Source organism: Paenibacillus sp. NAIST15-1, from assembly GCF_001894745.1.
Taxonomy (GTDB): Bacteria; Bacillota; Bacilli; order Paenibacillales; family Paenibacillaceae; genus Paenibacillus_B; species Paenibacillus_B suaedae.
The window spans coordinates 1-18072 of record NZ_BBYF01000021.1; the positions used below are offsets into that span (position 1 = coordinate 1).

Sequence of the window (18072 nt, forward strand, 5' to 3'; positions counted from 1 at the left end):
CCCGGTTTCACCCACTGCTCCGGTTGTTCCTGTCGTTCCGGTACCTCCCGTTGCTCCGGTTTCACCTACGGCTCCTGTGGCCCCTGTCGCTCCAGTACTTCCCGTTGCCCCGGTTTCACCTACCTCACCTGTTGCCCCTGTCACTCCAGTACTTCCTGTTGCTCCGGTTTCACCTACCTCACCTGTGGCTCCCGTCGCTCCGGTTTCACCTGCGGCACCAGTCTCTCCGATCGCACCAGTACTTCCCGTTGTCCCGGTTTCACCCACTGCTCCGGTTGTTCCTGTCGTTCCGGTACCTCCCGTTGCTCCGGTTTCACCTACGGCTCCTGTGGCCCCTGTCGCTCCAGTACTTCCCGTTGCCCCGGTTTCACCTACCTCACCTGTTGCCCCTGTCACTCCAGTACTTCCTGTTGCTCCGGTTTCACCTACCTCACCTGTGGCTCCCGTCGCTCCGGTTTCACCTGCGGCACCAGTCTCTCCGATCGCACCAGTACTTCCCGTTGCCCCGGTTTCACCTACCTCACCTGTTGCCCCTGTCACTCCGGTACTTCCCGTTGCCCCGGTTTCACCTACAGCACCCGTCGCTCCTGTCGTTCCAGTACTTCCCGTCACTCCGGTATCACCCGCGGCACCTGTGGCTCCCGTCGCTCCAGTGCTTCCCGTTGCTCCGGTTTCACCTACCTCACCTGTTGCCCCTGTCACTCCAGTACTTCCTGTTGCTCCGGTTTCACCTACCTCACCTGTGGCTCCTGTCACTCCGGTACTTCCCGTTGCTCCGGTTTCACCTACCTCACCTGTGGCTCCTGTCGTTCCAGTATTTCCCGTTGCTCCGATTTCACCTACGGCACCTGTGGCTCCCGTCGCTCCAGTGCTTCCAGTTGCTCCGGTTTCACCTACGGCACCCGTCGCTCCTGTCGCTCCAGTACTTCCTGTCACTCCAGTTTCACCTGCGCCACCTGTTGCACCTGTCGCTCCAGTGCTTCCCGTCGCTCCGGTTTCACCTGCGGCACCAGTCGCTCCTGTCGCTCCTGTACTTCCTGTTGCTCCAGTTTCACCTGCGGCACCTGTGGCCCCTGTCGCTCCTGTCGTTCCAGAACTACCCGTTGCCCCGGTTTCACCTACAGCACCAGTCGCTCCAGTACTTCCCGTTGCCCCGGTTTCACCTACAGCACCAGTCGCTCCTGTCGTTCCAATACTTCCCGTTGCTCCGGTTTCACCTACAGCACCAGTCGCTCCTGTCGTTCCAATACTTCCCGTTGCTCCGGTTTCACCTACGGCACCAGTGGCCCCTGTCGCTCCAGTACTTCCCATTGCTCCGGTTTCGCCTACGGCACCAGTGGCTCCTGTCACTCCGGTACTTCCCGTTTCCCCGGTTTCACCTACGGCACCAGTGGCTCCTGTCGTTCCAGTGCTTCCGGTTGCTCCAGTTTCACCTGCGGCACCTGTGGCCCCTGTCGCTCCAGTACTTCCCGTTGTCCCGGTTTCACCCGCTGCTCCGGTTGTTCCTGTCGCTCCAGTACTTCCCGTTTCCCCGGTTTCACCTACGGCACCTGTGGCTCCCGTCGCTCCAGTGCTTCCCGTTGCTCCGGTTTCACCTACGGCACCAGTCGCTCCTGTCGCTCCAGTACTTCCTGTCACTCCAGTTTCACCTGCGCCACCTGTTGCACCTGTCGCTCCAGTGCTTCCCGTCGCTCCGGTTTCACCTACGGCACCAGTCTCTCCTGTCGTTCCAGTACTTCCCGTCGCTCCGGTATCACCCGCGGCACCTGTGGCTCCTGTCGCTCCAGTACTTCCCGTTGCTCCGGTTTCACCCACTGCTCCGGTTGTTCCTGTCGCTCCAGTACCTCCCGTTGCTCCGGTTTCACCTACAGCACCTGTAGCTCCTGTCGTTCCAGTACTCCCGGTTGCACCAGTATCACCTGCGGCACCTGTTGCTCCCGTCGCTCCAGTACTGCCTGTTGCTCCGGTTTCACCTACGGCTCCGGTTGCTCCCGTCGCTCCAGTACTGCCTGTTGCTCCCGTTTCCCCTATTGCTCCTGTGCTGCCAGTCACTCCAGTGGATCCCGTTGGGCCAGTTGGGCCCGTCGGCCCTGTTACGCCATCAACATACCAGGATTCGGCTAATTGATAAATATCTGCAACGAAAGCGAACCCGGGAGTTCCCTCACCATGATTCATAACCTGAAACGTAAATAAAAATCGAGAGCCCGGAAAAATATCTGAAGAACGAAATGAAGCTGTAACCGAATGATATCGAATGTTCTGCCACGGAATACCCGATTCAATAGAATGCAAATCAGCAGGCAATGCATAGAGTTCATTATCTAAATAATCCGGCGGAATTGGCATCACAGGATTGCCTATTGCATCGATAAGAGTGATACGCATACTGCAAACTTGGTTGCAAAATAGGGTGAAAAAGATAAGATAAGAAATCTCTTCCGTCCCCTCGAGAATTGGCAATGGTACAGACGCCGTAGCAAAACTGCAAACTTCCCCAGCTTTGGCTACTTGCTTGGACCAAATAAATGTCGGGTTGTTTATCTGCTTGAACCACACATTATTGTCACTAGTGAAAGATTCTAGTTTAAGCCATATCTCATTTACATCTACAATATTTACTGCATTCGGGGAATGCCCAGTGATTAATAATACTACAGCCTCGCCAACAGAATCAGCGACAAACACATTCTTATTGCTGCTTGTAATTCGTTGTAAAGGTGTAATTGTCATTCGCAATACCTCTCCATTCAAAACTAAACCATTATCATAACATCTTATGTAAGCAGCTCCAATTTGGAAACCGTTTTGTTTCAGAACCAATTATCGCAGTAATAGGTGCTGCCAATTGAGAGGTAATTGGTAAGTATGGACATGTTGATAGCTTGTTATTTTCACTATGTTCGTAATAAGTGGCGATATTTCTAGAGTCATCCGATCCTGCCCTACTGCAATATGTGGCCCAATGACAGGCTGAACCTCAAGCGTAAGGAGAAAGTCATACCCACGATTCTTGGGATTTTGATCTATTCTCTCTGCCTTTACAATGTCTATTTCATATGGATACACAACAGGATCTACCTTCAATATCTTACTGTAATAAGAATTGACGGCCTCTTGGATTTGGGGCAGAAGCAGAAGCAACAGCATGTCGGGATACAAATCAGAATCTGCCTCTTTAAGCGTTCTATTGACCTCGGCGTTTGCCTGAATGGGCAGGGACAAGACAACTGTGATTAGAATAATGGTTGTAAAAACATAAAATTGTTTCATTTGATTCACCTCATGCAGACTATCTCCAGAATTATGTTCCTCTATACATGTTCAGGTACTAAGATTCGTCTTCACAAGAAATTATTTTGCTCCAGGCAAAATATGTGTTGTTGGTGAAACATATTTGGAATATACTACATTCAAAGCTCACCTATTCATTATGAGAGAAAAACAGTTGAAGGAGGAGAATTCATACATATGGTTAACATGTATCGAATTCTAATAGAGGGATCAATTTACTCAATCCTATTTCTAGTCATCTTGCTCACCTCTCTTGCCTACAATCCAAGAATATGGCTACAGGATTATCCGAAGGATATACAACGGATGGCAAAGCCTAAAGGCAAGACGGAAGAAAGGCAGTTTCTTCTTATAGGCTCGGTTGTCATGCTGCTTACGCTTGCTCCATTGCTATCATCAATTGTACTCGATGGTGCTCAAATTACGTTCTGGAGTACATTCATCCAGTTTTATTTGATTTTCACAATGGTCAGCTTATCTGACCTCATCATCTTGGATTGGTTCATTTTCTGTATCATTACGCCCTCATTTATAATCATTCCAGGCACACAAGGTGCACGAGGATATAAAAACTTTCGATTCCATTTTACTGGATTTTTAAAAGGCGCTATTATTTATGGAGCATTTAGCTTGATATTGGCCGGCATTCGCATTGCAGTAACGTATATTTAATCAAAAAAGACAAGCACCTTGACTCCTAATGATAAGGATGTGAGGTGCTTGTCCGTAATTCAATGTATGATCCTACTGTTGTGATATTACTTAAACGATGCGTATCCTTCATCAGCCATGACGACACTGCCATTAATTGCACTAGCTTCATCAAGGGAGAGCAAGTATACCGTATCGGCTACTTGTTCAGGCTGTGTCAACTTATTGCCAATAACCTTCGCCTTCATCGCATCTACCATGCCTTGGTCTTTGTAGCCTTGAATAATCGGTGTGTCGACAGCACCTGGCGCAACAGCAAGCACTCGAATGCCATATGCAGAGAGTTCCAGCGCAGCGGACTTCGTCATCATGATGACAGCTCCCTTCGTTGCATGGTAGGCGAATGTCCCCGGCGAAGCCAGAAATCCGAACACCGAAGCGGTATTAATAATTACTCCACGAATACCGAGCTCTCTCATCTTGCGTCCAGCTGCGATAATTCCGTACGCAACTCCATGCTGATTCACATTAATCACATCATGGTAATCCTTCAGATTTTGGTCAAGCACAGGAGTCACGCGGCCAATCCCCGCATTATTGAACATCACATCAATTCGGCCGAACGTTTCAACAGCCTTCTCTACGAGTGCTTCTACCTCTTCTAGTTTGGACACGTCAGTTTTGACAAAGATCGCTTCACCGCCCAGTTTTTCAATGAGGGCAACGACTTCTTGTCCTGCTTGTTCATTAAAGTCAGCGACAACGACACGATCCCCTTTTTTGGCGAACTTCAATGCCGTCTCTTTCCCAATTCCACTTGCCCCACCTGTAATAACCGCTACTCTTGTCTCAGCCATGCTCGATTCCTCCTCGTCGAATGTGTACGTGCTTCATTATAACTGTGAGATTATTCATTGACTCTTGCTTCTTGCTATGCCTTTATTGTAACACTCTAGATAATTAACTAAAATTTATATAAACTAATATATAATTAAGTATTACTTAAGTATTGAATTGAGGTGTCAATATGAATATTGAGCAGCTTGAGAACATTGTTGAGGTGGCGAAGACAGGATCTTTAACGAAAGCCGCGCAACAAGCGCATGTAACCCTGTCGGCCATTAGTCAGTCCATTTCCTTGCTGGAATCAGAACTAGGCATTCGAATATTCCAGCGTTCACGTGGACAAGGAGCGGTTCCAACGCCTGAAGGTCAAGCAATTATTGGCATTGCGAGTGAAGTATTAGTGAAGATCAATGAACTAAAAGCAGAAGCACAGTCTTATACCAATACCGTCAACGGGCTATTACGAATAGCCACAATTCCCGGGCCAATGCATTTATTAATTGATGTTATATCCCGTTTCAAGCGCGATTACCCTGCTGTCAAATTTGAAATCATGGAAAAAGGCCCCAAAGAAATCGTGGATCTAATCAAGCAGGATAAGATTGATATTGGATTGATCGCTTTATCGGAAAGTCTCCTTCACCAACAGCGCAATTTAACATTTCAGAGACTGCTCGAAGGCAAGCTTGTCGTTGGGGTGAACGAGCAATCACCACTGCGATGGGAACATGTGATAACACCAGATAAGCTAATCAATCAGACGTTCGTCCTCTATGAGGATGAACATATTCGGAATTACATGTCACAGTTTGTTGAAACGTATGGTGGGGTTGATATTTTGTTCATCAGCAACAATACGCAAGCGATTCACAATGCGGTAAAAGAAGGAATTGCGGTGACGATAGGAATAGACTACTCGTTCAAAGAGGATAGTCAGCAAATCATTCCTATAACCTTGGAATCACCTAATATAGAGCGATTTTATTATGGCTGGGTGCATGCCTCAGACAAGCAAATTTCGCACGTGGCGAAGCGTTTTCTGAATCGTTTAAAATCCGAACTCTAACACAGTCATCAAAAAATTACTGTTGACAAACAAATGCAGAGGTCTATAATGTGATTTATCACATGAAAGCCCAAAAGCAAAAAAGCAAGAAAGCAAAACAGTAGAATATCAAAAAGCGTAGAACTAATACAGTAGCTGTCTGTGGCGGAAAATCAGAGACTTGGTGGAAGGTGCGAACTAAGCCGGGACATGCAGTGAATTACAATTAGGGAGCTGACTTCGGTCCGGCAATGCCGTTAAATAGATGAGTGAACAAAAGTTATTTTGTTAATCAGGGTGGTACCGCGGAACTTCCGTCCCTATTTGGGGATGGAGGTTCTTTTTTTATATATACAGGTTGTTCAACAAGTCGACTTATGAGCATCAACCACTACAACTACGACATAAAGGAGTGAAACGAACATGAAACGACAAGTATCAATTGGCTTAGCGCTATTACCTATCCTTGCGCTTATGGCTGCGGGTGCTGCCTCGATTTCCATCTGGAAAGCAGGCATGTTCATCCCGCTTATGATTGGCATCATCGTCACCGTTATAGTAGGGGTGATTAGCGGTTATAAATGGGATGAGCTTCAGGAGATGATGGTAAACGGCGTATCCAAAGCAATGCCAGCAATATTCATTTTGCTTGTCATCGGGATGATCGTTGGAACATGGATTTCTAGTGGAGTCATACCTACCATGATCTACTACGGCTTATCTTTTATTCATCCCTCATTCTTTGTTCCAGCAGTCGCCGTCGTGACTGGCATTGTTGCCATTACGCTTGGCAGCTCCTTCACTTCCATCGCTACGATTGGGTTGGCATTCATGGTCATAGGTGAAGGCATGGGATTCTCCCCCGGCTTAATTGCAGGGGCAGTCATATCAGGCGCATTCTTTGGCGATAAGCTGTCGCCGTTATCCGATACAACGAATATTGCACCAGCAATGGCTGATACGGATCTGTTCAGCCATGTACGGCACATGTTATGGGATACGATTCCCGCGTTTATTATCGCAGTTGCTTTATATGCCCTAGTTGGTACGCGCACAGTAGAAGGTTCGGTCGATACAGCCAATATCGATATGATATTGACCGGAATTCAAAATTCGTTCATTATCCATCCCTTACTGCTGTTACTGCCTGTTCTCACCATATTCTTAATGATTAAGAAACTTCCGGCTCTGCCGACATTGCTGTTCGTAGGCATCATTGGCGGAATAATCTCTATGGTCGTGCAAGGTGATAGCATCAGTTCCATGGTGAACACAATGACAAATGGATTTCATACCGAATCCGGTGTGAAAGCAGTGGATTCCTTATTGAATCGCGGCGGTCTAGTCTCTATGCTGAATACGATCGGGCTGTTGACCATTGCAACTGCACTTGGTGGATTGCTTGAAGGAACATGCATTTTCCAAGCACTTGTTCGGCCAGTCGTATCCAGAATTAAGACGTCAAGTTCGCTCATTGCGACTACTATTGCATCAACCTTCCTTGTAGCCTTTGCAAGTGGAGCGCAATTTCTGGCGATTATATTGCCTACGCGTACATTCGTTCAGACCTACAAGGACATGAATATTGATACGAAAAATTTATCAAGATGTGTGGAAGCTGCCGGAACAGTCGGCATAACATTAGTACCTTGGGGAGTACCCGCTGTGTTCGCAGCAAACATGCTTGGCGTAAGTGCGGAACAATTTATTCCATACATTTTCTTCGCCTTTCTAGTTCCGCTTATTAATATCCTATACGGGATCACCGGTTGGACCATTGTGAAGAAGGAATATCCTGTTCACTCGAACCGTGATCAAGTAACAGCAGGAGGAATTGGACATGAATGAGGTTATCGTCAATATTGTCGGAACAGCACAAGATGCTGGGGTACCGCACCCGAATTGTTTCTGTCAGAATTGTATGGCTGCAATGCACAATGGTACACGCAGACGCGCCGCTTCCTTAGCCATTATCGAACTGGGGCGCAAACAATGGCATCTTATCGATGCAACACCAGATATGCGGGAGCAGATGGCTTCCGTACAGATGAAGTACCAGCTTCAAGGGAAACTCATGAGTAGTATTTGGCTGACCCATGCCCATATTGGCCACTACCCTGGGTTGATGTTCTTGGGCAGAGAGGCCATTGGTGCGAGAGGTGTTCCTGTCTTCAGTGGGGATAAAATGAAGAAGATGCTGGAAACCAACGCCCCTTGGTCGCAATTGGTGGAATTGAATAATATACAATTGAACAGCATTCAACACGAGCGGCAAGAGCAGTTGTCTCCTCTCGTTCGAATAACACCGATTGAAGTACCGCATCGCAATGAGTTATCGGAGACATTCGGGTTCTGGATCGAAGGCCCTTCACGCAAGCTGCTCTACATTCCGGACATCGATCGATGGAACGAATGGGATCGGGATATTTATAACGTAGCGAAGGAAGCAGATATCTGCTTATTGGATGGAACATTCCATTCCATTGAAGAAATTGAGCGGATGGGACGCAATTACAAAGAAATCCCCCATCCTGTCATCACCGAAACGATGGATCGGCTACAAGGATTGGCTGAGCACACTGAGATTTATTTTACCCATTTTAATCACACGAATCCTGTCAACGACCGAACGAGTTCCTTCTCGAAGCTCGTACAGGATAGAGCGTTCTATATCGCTGAAGATGGAATGGAACTTAAATTATAGATTGTTGAACGTTCAACAGCACTGCCTTTCTGCAATGATAAGAAGGCGGTGCTGTTTTTTACTCCACTTTCCAGCGCAGGGATCATCTTTCTGATTAGCGAAGCTTCTGATTTACACTTATGCTGCGGGCATATTAGGGAGGGCGGCACGAAAGGATACATGGATGAATTTCCTAACTTCGACTCAAAATAATGGTGATACATGATCGCATTGATTACTGAATTGACTTGAGATCGAACAAAGGAGAACAAACCTCATGCCGCGTCATTCTATTACGTTTCTGCAAGCCTGCTTTATTATCATCATGTCAACAGGCCTAATGAATCACGTTACCGTTATTCCTCTACTGCTGCGTGAAGCTCATAAAGACGGTTGGATCAGTGTATTGATTGCACTCGTACTCGCCTTCTGCTGGATTCCGCTGCTTTTGATCACTGTTCGAGCCAAGCCGAGTCGCCCCCTACCATTGTTCGCTTGGGTTCATTCGCTAGGTGGCAGCTTTGCCGCATGGATGGTTACAACTTTGATTATTGTGTATTTGTTCTTCTCGGCATTTGTGACATTAGAAGACACGGCAACTTGGACCAAAATCTCATATTTGCCAAATACCCCGACGGTCGTAATCGCTGGTGCATTAATACTCTTGCCCCTCTCCAGTGCCTTAATCGGCATACATTCGATTGCGATCTGTGCCGGCATTCTTCTTCCGATCGTCATTATTCTCGGATATGTCGTAATGAGTGCTAACTTTCAATATAAGGATTATTCGCTTATCTTCCCAATATTCGAGCATGGGATTACTCCTATTATAAACGGGCTCATTCTGATTGGAGCTGGCATGGCCGAGCTGATTCTTATCATTTTCTTGCTGCCGCACATGTCAAATAAACCAAGATTCCGGGGAATGTCTACGCTGGCGTTCATTCTTGCTGGCCTTACAATCGGCCCTTATATCGGCTCTATCGCTAACTTTGGGATTATAAATGCTTCTTTCATGCGGTATCCGGCCTTCGAGCAGTGGAGAATTGTAACCGCAGGCAAATACATTGAGCATCTTGATTTTTTGTCAATTTATCAATGGTTATCCGGTTCTTTCATCCGCATAGCTTTGGCGATTTTCCTCATCATTGATGCCATCCCGCATCGAAGTCATCATACGAGAATCGGTGTTGGCGTGGGGACGGCTGCAATCATATTCCTAGCTGTTGTTGTTTATCGTGATGACATTCAATTCGTTAATCTGTTAAGAATTATCTATTTCCCAAGCGTCACTTATTTGCTTGTATTTCTGTCCGTGATATTCGCTATTCTCACCTGCTACAAACACCGTAGATACAAAGGAGGGATCGTCCGTGAAACCAAATAAAGCGTTGACTCAGAGATCGGATGATGATCCAGCAGGCAGCCAGCCGCTCAGCCTTCAACAGTTATTTTGTGCATTGGAGAATTGTGCAGATGTTCAGAAGAAAACCTACTCATTCGGATCAAGCACGCGCTCGTATACTGTATCTTTCATCTATTGTGAAGGATTGGCTGACACTAAACAGTTGAATCAATATGTGATCCCCCAGTTGAAAGCCAATTTGGAGGATGCCAATTCTGTGCAGGATCTACTTCACAAACATAATAGCTTATTAGCAATCCAGCCTATCGAGGCAAAGAATAGAGTACATGACATAGAGACATTATTGTTTGCTGGACATCTCATTATCGAGTTCAAAGAACTAAACGTCTACTATTCTCTCGATATTGCAGATCCGCCCAATCGAGCTCCCGAAGAATCCAATACCGAAATATCAATCAAAGGACCGAAGGATGGCTTTACGGAGAGCTGTCAAATGAACATTGCGCTTATCCGCAAGCGCTTGCGAACCCGCTCTTTGAAGTGCGAATCCTTTGTCCTTGGTACCCGAAGCCAAACCAAAGTATCCTTACTCTATATAGAGGATATTGCAAATCCAAGCATGATGCGCGATATCAAGCAGCGCATCGAAGCAATCGATACAGATGCTATCGTTAGCAGTTCGCAGCTTGGTGAAGCAATTGGCGACTCAACTTATTCCCTGTTTCCTTTACTCGATTACATTGGGAGACCCGACTATGCCGTACAATCCCTAGTCAGGGGCAGATTCATCATCATTGTAGAGGGAACACCCATGGTGCTTATTGGACCTGCAAACTTGATATTCACGTTAAAATCGCCGGAAGACATCCATTTTCCGTATTTTTTCGTAACGTTTCAAAGGCTGCTGCGCATGATCGGCTTAATGGTCTCTATCTATATGCCAGGATTCTGGATTGCGCTAATTGCGTTCAATTTAGAACAGCTTCCGTTCCCTCTCTTGGCAACGGTAACGAATTCTCGATTAGGGCTTCCGCTGTCCGCTCCAATGGAAATGATATTGATGCTTGGTTTATTTGAAATATTCCGCGAAGCAGGCATTCGCTTGCCAAAGGCTGTCGGTCAGACGATTGCCGTCGTAGGTGGACTCATTGTTGGAGATGCCTCGATTCGAGCGGGTCTTAGCTCCCCAACTACATTGGTCGTCGCGGCCGTTACCGCTGTTGCTACCTTTACTTTGGTTAACCAGTCGCTAAGCGGTACAGTCAGCATATTGCGTCTGTTTGTGTTGATCGTGTCGTCCACACTTGGCATGTACGGCTTTTTCATTTCCGTTATGGCCATACTCGTCTATTTATCGGCACTGCATTCATTCGGCATCCCCTATTTATCGCCATTGTCCCCCCCGATTTTCGGGGATATGCTGAAATCGCTTATCGCATTGCCTGTCAGAATTGTGAGCCGACGCCCTATCATGCTCCGAACGACTGATAAGACCCGTGAAGGAAAGGAGCCAAAATGAGCGTATTTGATCACACAGTAGATAAATCTCCGTGCAGACACGGTATAAATAAACGATACTTACTTATCAGCGTTCTTTGCCTATTTTTAATACTTACGGGCTGCTGGGACAGTAAAAATGTTCAGGATCTGAACTACGTCACGGCCTTTGGCATTGATTATGATAAAGGGAAGTATATTGTGTACACAAACTCATTGGAGTTCACGAATGTCGCTAAACAAGAAGGAACAAGATCTCCAAGTAAAACACCTACGTGGATTGGAAGAGGAGAAGGATTTACGCTCGACTCAGCCGTGAACGACATTTATGCTGCTTCCACGCTGCAAATTATTTGGGATCATACGACCGTAATTATTTTCAGTGAGCGCGCCTTACAAAAGGATGTGAATAAGATGGTTGATTCCCTTCTTCGTTTTTCAGGAATTCGATATACTGCGTGGGTGTACGGAACCAAAACCCCAATCGCTGATCTTTTCGCGGTAACGATTCCTTTTAATTTGTCCCCCATTGCGTCTATGCTCTACTCTCCGGATGATATACTGAAACAGCAAACGAACATCCCTCCACTGCAGCTGCAGAAAATGGTCGCACAGCTGAATGAGCCGGGGAGCACCGTATTATTGCCCAGCCTTTCCTTGAACCATGAGGAATGGACGAAGGACAAAAAGATAATTAGTCAGCACGAGCTCAATGGAGTGTTCATCCTTCAAAAAGGGAAGTACAAAAGTTGGATGAAACAAGAACAAGTACTAGGCTTGCGATGGATGTCAAATCAAATCCAGAAGGTACACATAGGAGTAGGGCAATCAACTACCCCTGATGCGGTTCTTACAATTAAGAAGCCCAAATCATCAGTGAAGGTATCTCTGCAAAACGGAGTCCCTAAGTTCAACCTCGAAATCGATGTCCAAGGCTCTGTCGAAGAAATTACGGACAATGCGACCAAAGAACATATCGCCGCCGCGGCAAAGGAAAAAATAAAAAACGACATCCAACAAACATTCCAACAGGGTTTGAACAGAAAGCTCGACATCTATTCGTTACAAAATTGTGTATATCGCAAGTACATCTCTTACTGGCAAAAAAACAATAATGGTTCCTTGCTGCAGCTTACACCCAACTCTCTTAAACAGATTGACGTCCATGTCCAGATAAAGGATTCTGGGATGAACCGTCTGAGCCGATAAATAAAGCCCTGACAATTTTGTCAGGGCTCGCTTGTATGCTTGAAGCTACTGCCCCCACACCTCAAACTCATAGATGCGTGCTGCAGTATCAGATTCTTGTGTCGCCTTGGTTATGTTCAACTTCGCGTAACGAGCTGAAGTTGGTGCAATATTATGTGTCGTCTTGCCAGCACTATTGCCGCTTACTGTCACAGCATCCACCCAATTTACGCCATCTTCACTTAGCTGAATGTTAAAATCTCTAGTATTGAAGTTTGCTGATTCTCCGCCTTCTTGCGCATGCTTGACAATAAATTTATCTACCGTATACATAGAGCCTAAATCGACCTGCAGCCAGTGTGGCTCAGAGCCCGTTGCACACCATTTGCTATTATTTGCTGTAGTTCCGTCAAATGCCTTGGCAGGTGTCTCACCGGGTACGAAGCGGTCTGCCGTAGCATTTTGATTAAGAGCTAAATTCATCGTGGAAGGAGCCTCCTGCCATGCAAAGCTTGCTTGAGCAGCGGAACTTCGTACCCCATTCGTGCCTAAAGCTACCACTTCTAATGTTGTTTGCTGCTCGCCAGAGTTGCGGCTCATCGGTTGAACATAATAGGCTGTATTCGGTGTTGCACCCACGAGCTCACGCGTTCCATCCGGCTTCACTCGATATACTTCATAGGCTTGCACATTGCCGCTGGAAGATGCGTTCCAATTCAAACGGGCATCTGCTGTATTGCCTGAGAAATCGACTTCCTCAATAGCCAGGTTGGTTGCCGCTTCTGGAGCGGACATATCTCCTGTATTCCGAATGGATAATTGCCCAATATTGATCACGTAGTTGTTAATTGCATTGCTGCTGTCGAACTTCAGTGAAATTGCATCAACAGTTCGACCTGCGAAGTTGCTAACGGATATCTCCTTGGTATTCCATACGCCCGGATCCCCATCCCCTACATCAAAGAACTCGAATTGACCCGGATTATCAGCGAACGAAACGCCAACTTTCATATGAGATGCAGTTTGTCCTGTCTTATAGGTAACGGATATTTCCGTATCACCGGACAGCGGCAGATTCGTTCGATAGAGCTTCAGATGCGTTGCGTTCTGTGAACTCAATAAGCCAGACACCTTCAGTGAGCTTCCACCGTAATAAGCTGTACTCCAATCGAAACTCGGCTTCAACGCTGTACCGGAGCTTTCTGTAATCCAACGCCAAGTTGGCAGTACATCCTGTAAGCTGCGATTGTTCCATTCCTTCATACTTAAGACGGAACCATCGACTGCAAATTGATTGCCGTGCCCCGTATTAAAGGTAGTCGTGAACGGCAGATGCTGAATCGATGATTTATCTGCAAAGTAATTAGCGATCCCTTTCCAGCTCGAAGATGTTGTCGTATTGCGTGGGTCGCTGTTCGGACCTACCCAATATTTCATCTCCTTCGTATAGAATTCATCATTGCTCGTTGAACTGCGGTATGTCCAATCTGGCCGATAAATGCCGAGTGAGGTAGCAGGTTTCTGATTGCTTGGGAAGATTCCAGCCCAGTTGACGTTCGTGTTGTAGCCATTCGCCTCTGTATCAATGCCGGCATATAAATCATAAGGATCACGATTTAAGCTGATCGCTTTATTTTTAGAGTTCTGAAGCATAGAAGCGGACCAATTGAAGTTGAGGAACATACTGTCCGCAACCTTTTGCGCACCATTTTGCAGGAACATTTGATTTCGTGCATTTAATTCATTTTGCCAGCTGATGCTGCCGCCGTTCGTCATTGAGTCATACCACATGATGTGCATATTTGATGGCTTATGCGCTTGCAAATATTGCATAAATTGCTGCATCTTCGTGGCGTCCGCCGAATTCCCGCCAGCTGTCTCTTGATTGATGAACCAACCATCGAAGCCGAAGTAACTGGCTGCTTCAATCAGTTTGTCAGCTACTGGGAAGGATCCATCCGGTTTCTGCTGCAGCATTTGTTTCACCCATTGGTATTGGCCACCATATGCAGTTGGAGGGAAGAAGATGGTTCCGAGAATCGGAACTCCATTCTTATGTGCCGCATCAATAATATCAGCACTAGGCGGTACGATCAGGCCCTCGGAAGCTGAACCTCCCCACAGCACCATCACATCAACATATTGCCAGTAACCGAAGGCATCGGCACGGAACTGCCCTGCACCTTGAGACGGAACACCACTCGTATTATCATTCAGCGCCGACAATGCAACAAGCCGGGATTGGTCTTGCGCATTCGGATTTACTTTCTGTCCTGTGAACCGATCTGCAAGTGAGATCGTACCACGGTTGAACTTCGCATCCTTGTCCGTTGTTGGGCTCCACTCTAGGAGAGTAGCTGGATGCCAGTATGAAGTGCGCGGTTGCTCCGCATATGCAGTGGGAGCCATCACCGGGCCGAATGTGGAAATAGCCAGAAGCGAGGTGATGAGTAGAAGCTTCACTTTCTTTTTCATCGTGTTGACCACTGTAAGTCTCCTCCTCGCACCAAAAGGTGCTATATTCGATTACAATTTAAATCTACTAGAAATAAAGCGCTTACATAAGTGTAATTAACTTATATTCAATGTATAAAGTATAGTGTGTTTGAATTGTATATATGGTATTTATATACATATAAATCATAATTTGAAGCATTCCTCTTTTCATGTGCCTGAAAAAGAAATCTCTTGCATCGAGAGGCGATCTACGAGCTGAAGGCAATTACGAAGATATTTATATTTTAGATATTGGGGGAGTAGCCGTTTAAAGTGGTCAACTCAACTGCTTTATACTGTCTGATTTGAGTGTCTACTCTATTCGTTAATTACATGTTCTGTATAGTGCTTCGATGATAGCTAGCGAGATCAACGAGACGAATATCCCCCTGTTCTATTGGTCTCGACCTCAGTAATACCTTCCTACAGAAATTTTCCCTGGCCTGCTCTCTGACAGTCTAGCTCTGCCGAGAAATAACTGCCATACAGAATTAGCCTTGCGATTGTTGTGAACCGCTTGAAGCTCTGATTGCAAACAAGCCGGAAAGTGCAGCAGCTATCCCACAAGCACATAAGACCAGAAATAAATTGATCTGTGTTTGATTCATCACCAGTGCTGCTATCATTGGGCCGGCAGCCACGCCGACAAAGCGCATACTGCTGTACAAGGAACTAATCGTACCTCTATGCTTCTTCTCAATGCTTGCGGTTATAAAGGAATCGAGACAGGGCAAGGATGCTCCTATTCCGAGGAAAGCAGCGCTTAGCCAAATGAACAGGGGTACAACAGATTTCGTTGGTATGCACATGCCAAGTCCTACTGCTGTTAAGGCCAACCCGCACACAATGATCCATTTCATTGCGATTTTATTACTTCCTATGCATTTTCCAGCAATAAAAGAGGAAGTACTCAATACAGCCAACGGTATTGCAAGCAGCAAACCCTTTACAATGCCCTTATACCCATGCTTGTCTTCCAGCGATTCCGATAAATAAAATAACGAACTGAACAGCATGAACATGCCGAGTCCGCCGATAACAAATATAGCGATTAACCAACGCGAATTCTCTCGAATCAGCTTCATCACTTGTTTTAAAAAGTCGCGAACGGGTATTGGTTCGGAATCAGAATCAGATTCCTTGGGCTGCTTGACAAAAAAAAGGACGAGCAGAATCGAAATTAGACACAATACTGGAATGGCCCAAAAAGGAAGATGCCAAACGATTGCGACCAGAGCTGTTCCCAAAATAGGGCTCAATACTTTGCCGCATGTATTGGCCGTTTCGATAATGCCGAGACCACTGCTCACATCTTTTTCACTTTTGAACATATCCCCTACCAACGGCAGAACGATGGGCATTGCTCCAGCAGCTCCAATCCCCTGCAGAACCCTTCCCAATAAAATGACAGAGTAGGAATGATCAATCCAGACCGCTGCTGCACCGCACACACTACCTCCAATGCCTGTTATGATAAGGCTGGGAATAATGACTGCCTTACGGCCAATTCGATCAGATAAATAGCCGGCAATAGGAATGAGGAAAATCGCCATTACGGAATATACGGTAATGAGCAGGCTTGTTTGGAATGAGCTCACCTTCAACTGTCTCCTGATTTCAGGCAATACGGGGATTAGCATTGAATTGCCTAACGTCATTATCAAAGGAATTGATGAAAGTGCTAATAAGTCAAAACGTTTGTCAGCTTGCACTTGGGCACACCTCCGTGGGGTATCCACGTCATTTTAGAATTATTGTACACTTCCTCAATCCTTTTATTCTCTAATTCCGATAAATTAAAACGGATTTAAAGCGAAGTATGGGTACATCTAAGCAACACTTATGGCTTTAATACGACCTTTACGCATTCCTCCTCATGATTATTGAAAATACGGTACGCATGGCTTGCTTGATCCAACGGCATTCGATGCGTAATGATGGCTGTCGGATCAAAACTGCCCTCCATTATTTTGTTATACAGCCACGGCATATAATGGATTACTGGTGCTTGTCCCATTTTTAGTGTAATATTCCTTGCAAAAAAAGCACCTAACGGAAACAAATTATAATTGCCTCCATATACACCTGTTATCTGGACTGTGCCGCATTTACGAACCGCTTTCGCCGATATTTGGATCGGTCCAAGCGTTCCCCCCTGCAGCTTCAGCTTCTGCTCGATATATTCAAGTGTTGATTTCTTCCCGTCCATACCAACGCAATCAATGACTACTTCGGCTCCCCCATGTGTAATTTCCTTTAAATGCTCCCCCATATCATCATGCTTCGTAAAATCAAACGTCTCGACACGATTTATTTGCTTGGCACGTTCCATTCGATAGGTAAGATGATCAACAGCTATGACGCGTTCGGCCCCTCTCATCCAAGCAAAGCGTTGGGCCATTAATCCTACTGGACCGCATCCAAGTACAATTACGGTGTCGCCTGCTTTAACACCTGCATGTTCCACACTCCAATAGGCTGTCGGAAGCACATCAGATAGGAATAGAAGCGACTCATCTTCAAGCTCGCAGGACGGGGGGATAACGAACGGCGTAAAATTGCCAAAAGGCACTCGAAGGTATTCCGCTTGACCGCCGGGGTAATTGCCGAACTTCTCAGAATATCCGAAATAGCCGCCCGAATCATAATGGGGATTACTATTATCGCACTGGCTCTCCAAATTGTGCGTACAGTAATGACATTGACCACAGGCTACAGTAAAGGGGATTACAACACGATCACCCTTCTTCACTCGAGCTACTTCCGATCCTACCTCTTCCACAATTCCCATTGGTTCGTGACCGATGATATAGCCTTTTGGCAGTGGAAAATTCCCTTGATATAAATGAAGATCTGATCCGCAAATGGATGTGCTTGTAATCCGCACGATAATATCATCTTTCTTTTCAATCTTCGCGTCATCTACGTTTTTTACTTCGATTGAATTTGCTCCCTGATATGTTACGGCTTTCATCATGATGCACCTCGCTATGGTTGTATGTTATT

At 46.1% G+C, this 18072-nt stretch carries 13 protein-coding genes and 1 other annotated feature; of the genes, 7 read left to right on the forward strand and 6 right to left on the reverse strand.

Annotation, left to right across the window (positions count from 1 at the left end):
- Both PBN151_RS26795 and PBN151_RS26800 read right to left on the reverse strand, forming a co-directional pair.
- Positions 1-2733 (reverse strand): beta strand repeat-containing protein (locus PBN151_RS26795; protein ID WP_175560808.1); only part of this gene is annotated, 2733 nt, incomplete at its 3' end.
- 90 nt (positions 2734-2823) lie between these two features.
- Entirely contained in the window at positions 2824-3273 is a 450-nt protein-coding gene (locus tag PBN151_RS26800; protein ID WP_072731654.1) for a DUF3888 domain-containing protein, read from the reverse strand.
- 327 nt (positions 3274-3600) lie between these two features.
- On the opposite strand from PBN151_RS26800, the gene PBN151_RS26805 reads away from it, so the two are divergent.
- On the forward strand, positions 3601-3966 hold the full coding sequence (locus tag PBN151_RS26805) for a hypothetical protein (RefSeq protein ID WP_139295434.1): 366 nt from the start codon (positions 3601-3603) through the stop codon (positions 3964-3966).
- A gap of 86 nt (positions 3967-4052) precedes the next feature.
- Here the strand turns inward: PBN151_RS26805 and PBN151_RS26810 are convergent, their stop codons facing one another.
- Positions 4053-4802 (reverse strand): SDR family NAD(P)-dependent oxidoreductase, encoded by a 750-nt coding sequence (locus PBN151_RS26810; protein ID WP_021254718.1) that lies wholly within the window; start codon positions 4800-4802, stop codon positions 4053-4055.
- A gap of 170 nt (positions 4803-4972) precedes the next feature.
- Between PBN151_RS26810 and PBN151_RS26815 the strand changes: the two genes are divergently transcribed.
- The 6 genes from PBN151_RS26815 (at position 4973) to PBN151_RS26840 (ending at position 12591) form a co-directional block, all read left to right on the forward strand.
- Complete coding sequence (locus tag PBN151_RS26815) at positions 4973-5857, forward strand: LysR family transcriptional regulator (protein ID WP_072731656.1); 885 nt, start codon at positions 4973-4975, stop codon at positions 5855-5857.
- Positions 5858-5966: 109 nt separating this feature from the next.
- Positions 5967-6161: a binding site (T-box leader), on the forward strand.
- Positions 6162-6259: 98 nt separating this feature from the next.
- Positions 6260-7684, forward strand: coding sequence for a Na+/H+ antiporter NhaC (gene nhaC, locus PBN151_RS26820; RefSeq protein ID WP_072731658.1), 1425 nt, complete (start codon positions 6260-6262; stop codon positions 7682-7684).
- Positions 7677-8540: an MBL fold metallo-hydrolase gene (locus tag PBN151_RS26825; protein ID WP_072731659.1), complete on the forward strand. Its 864-nt coding sequence runs from the start codon at positions 7677-7679 to the stop codon at positions 8538-8540. The genes nhaC and PBN151_RS26825 overlap by 8 nt, the downstream gene beginning before the upstream one ends.
- Before the next feature lie 256 nt (positions 8541-8796).
- Positions 8797-9906, forward strand: a complete 1110-nt coding sequence (locus PBN151_RS26830) for a GerAB/ArcD/ProY family transporter (protein WP_072731661.1) — start codon at positions 8797-8799, stop codon at positions 9904-9906.
- Positions 9893-11404 carry a spore germination protein gene (locus PBN151_RS26835; protein ID WP_072731662.1) on the forward strand — a complete coding sequence of 504 codons (1512 nt, stop codon included), beginning with the start codon at positions 9893-9895 and terminating at the stop codon, positions 11402-11404. The genes PBN151_RS26830 and PBN151_RS26835 overlap by 14 nt, the downstream gene beginning before the upstream one ends.
- A complete protein-coding gene (locus PBN151_RS26840) occupies positions 11401-12591 on the forward strand; it encodes a Ger(x)C family spore germination protein (RefSeq protein WP_072731664.1) in 1191 nt (396 codons plus the stop codon). Before PBN151_RS26835 ends, PBN151_RS26840 begins: the two co-directional genes overlap by 4 nt.
- Positions 12592-12636: 45 nt before the next feature.
- On the opposite strand, the gene PBN151_RS26845 is transcribed toward PBN151_RS26840, so the two are convergent.
- The 3 genes from PBN151_RS26845 to PBN151_RS26855 all read right to left on the reverse strand — a co-directional run bounded on the left by PBN151_RS26845 (position 12637) and on the right by PBN151_RS26855 (position 18040).
- Positions 12637-15057, reverse strand: a complete 2421-nt coding sequence (locus PBN151_RS26845; RefSeq protein ID WP_175560809.1) for an endo-beta-N-acetylglucosaminidase — start codon at positions 15055-15057, stop codon at positions 12637-12639.
- A 500-nt stretch (positions 15058-15557) separates the two neighbouring features.
- A complete protein-coding gene (locus tag PBN151_RS26850; RefSeq protein ID WP_227775143.1) occupies positions 15558-16724 on the reverse strand; it encodes an MFS transporter in 1167 nt (388 codons plus the stop codon).
- Between the two features lie 182 nt (positions 16725-16906).
- Positions 16907-18040, reverse strand: a complete 1134-nt coding sequence (locus tag PBN151_RS26855) for a zinc-dependent alcohol dehydrogenase (RefSeq protein WP_072731771.1) — start codon at positions 18038-18040, stop codon at positions 16907-16909.
- Between the last annotated feature and the right edge of the window lie 32 nt (positions 18041-18072).

Coding starts and splice junctions, on each gene's coding strand:
- PBN151_RS26825 (WP_072731659.1), top strand. CDS start 7,677: ATGAATGAGGTTATCGTCAATATTGTCGGAACAGCACAAGATGCTGGG.
- PBN151_RS26805 (WP_139295434.1), top strand. CDS start 3,601: ATGGCAAAGCCTAAAGGCAAGACGGAAGAAAGGCAGTTTCTTCTTATA.
- PBN151_RS26850 (WP_227775143.1), bottom strand. CDS start 16,724: ATGACGTTAGGCAATTCAATGCTAATCCCCGTATTGCCTGAAATCAGG.
- PBN151_RS26830 (WP_072731661.1), top strand. CDS start 8,797: ATGCCGCGTCATTCTATTACGTTTCTGCAAGCCTGCTTTATTATCATC.
- PBN151_RS26800 (WP_072731654.1), bottom strand. CDS start 3,273: ATGAAACAATTTTATGTTTTTACAACCATTATTCTAATCACAGTTGTC.
- PBN151_RS26855 (WP_072731771.1), bottom strand. CDS start 18,040: ATGAAAGCCGTAACATATCAGGGAGCAAATTCAATCGAAGTAAAAAAC.
- nhaC (WP_072731658.1), top strand. CDS start 6,260: ATGAAACGACAAGTATCAATTGGCTTAGCGCTATTACCTATCCTTGCG.
- PBN151_RS26840 (WP_072731664.1), top strand. CDS start 11,401: ATGAGCGTATTTGATCACACAGTAGATAAATCTCCGTGCAGACACGGT.
- PBN151_RS26815 (WP_072731656.1), top strand. CDS start 4,973: ATGAATATTGAGCAGCTTGAGAACATTGTTGAGGTGGCGAAGACAGGA.
- PBN151_RS26810 (WP_021254718.1), bottom strand. CDS start 4,802: ATGGCTGAGACAAGAGTAGCGGTTATTACAGGTGGGGCAAGTGGAATT.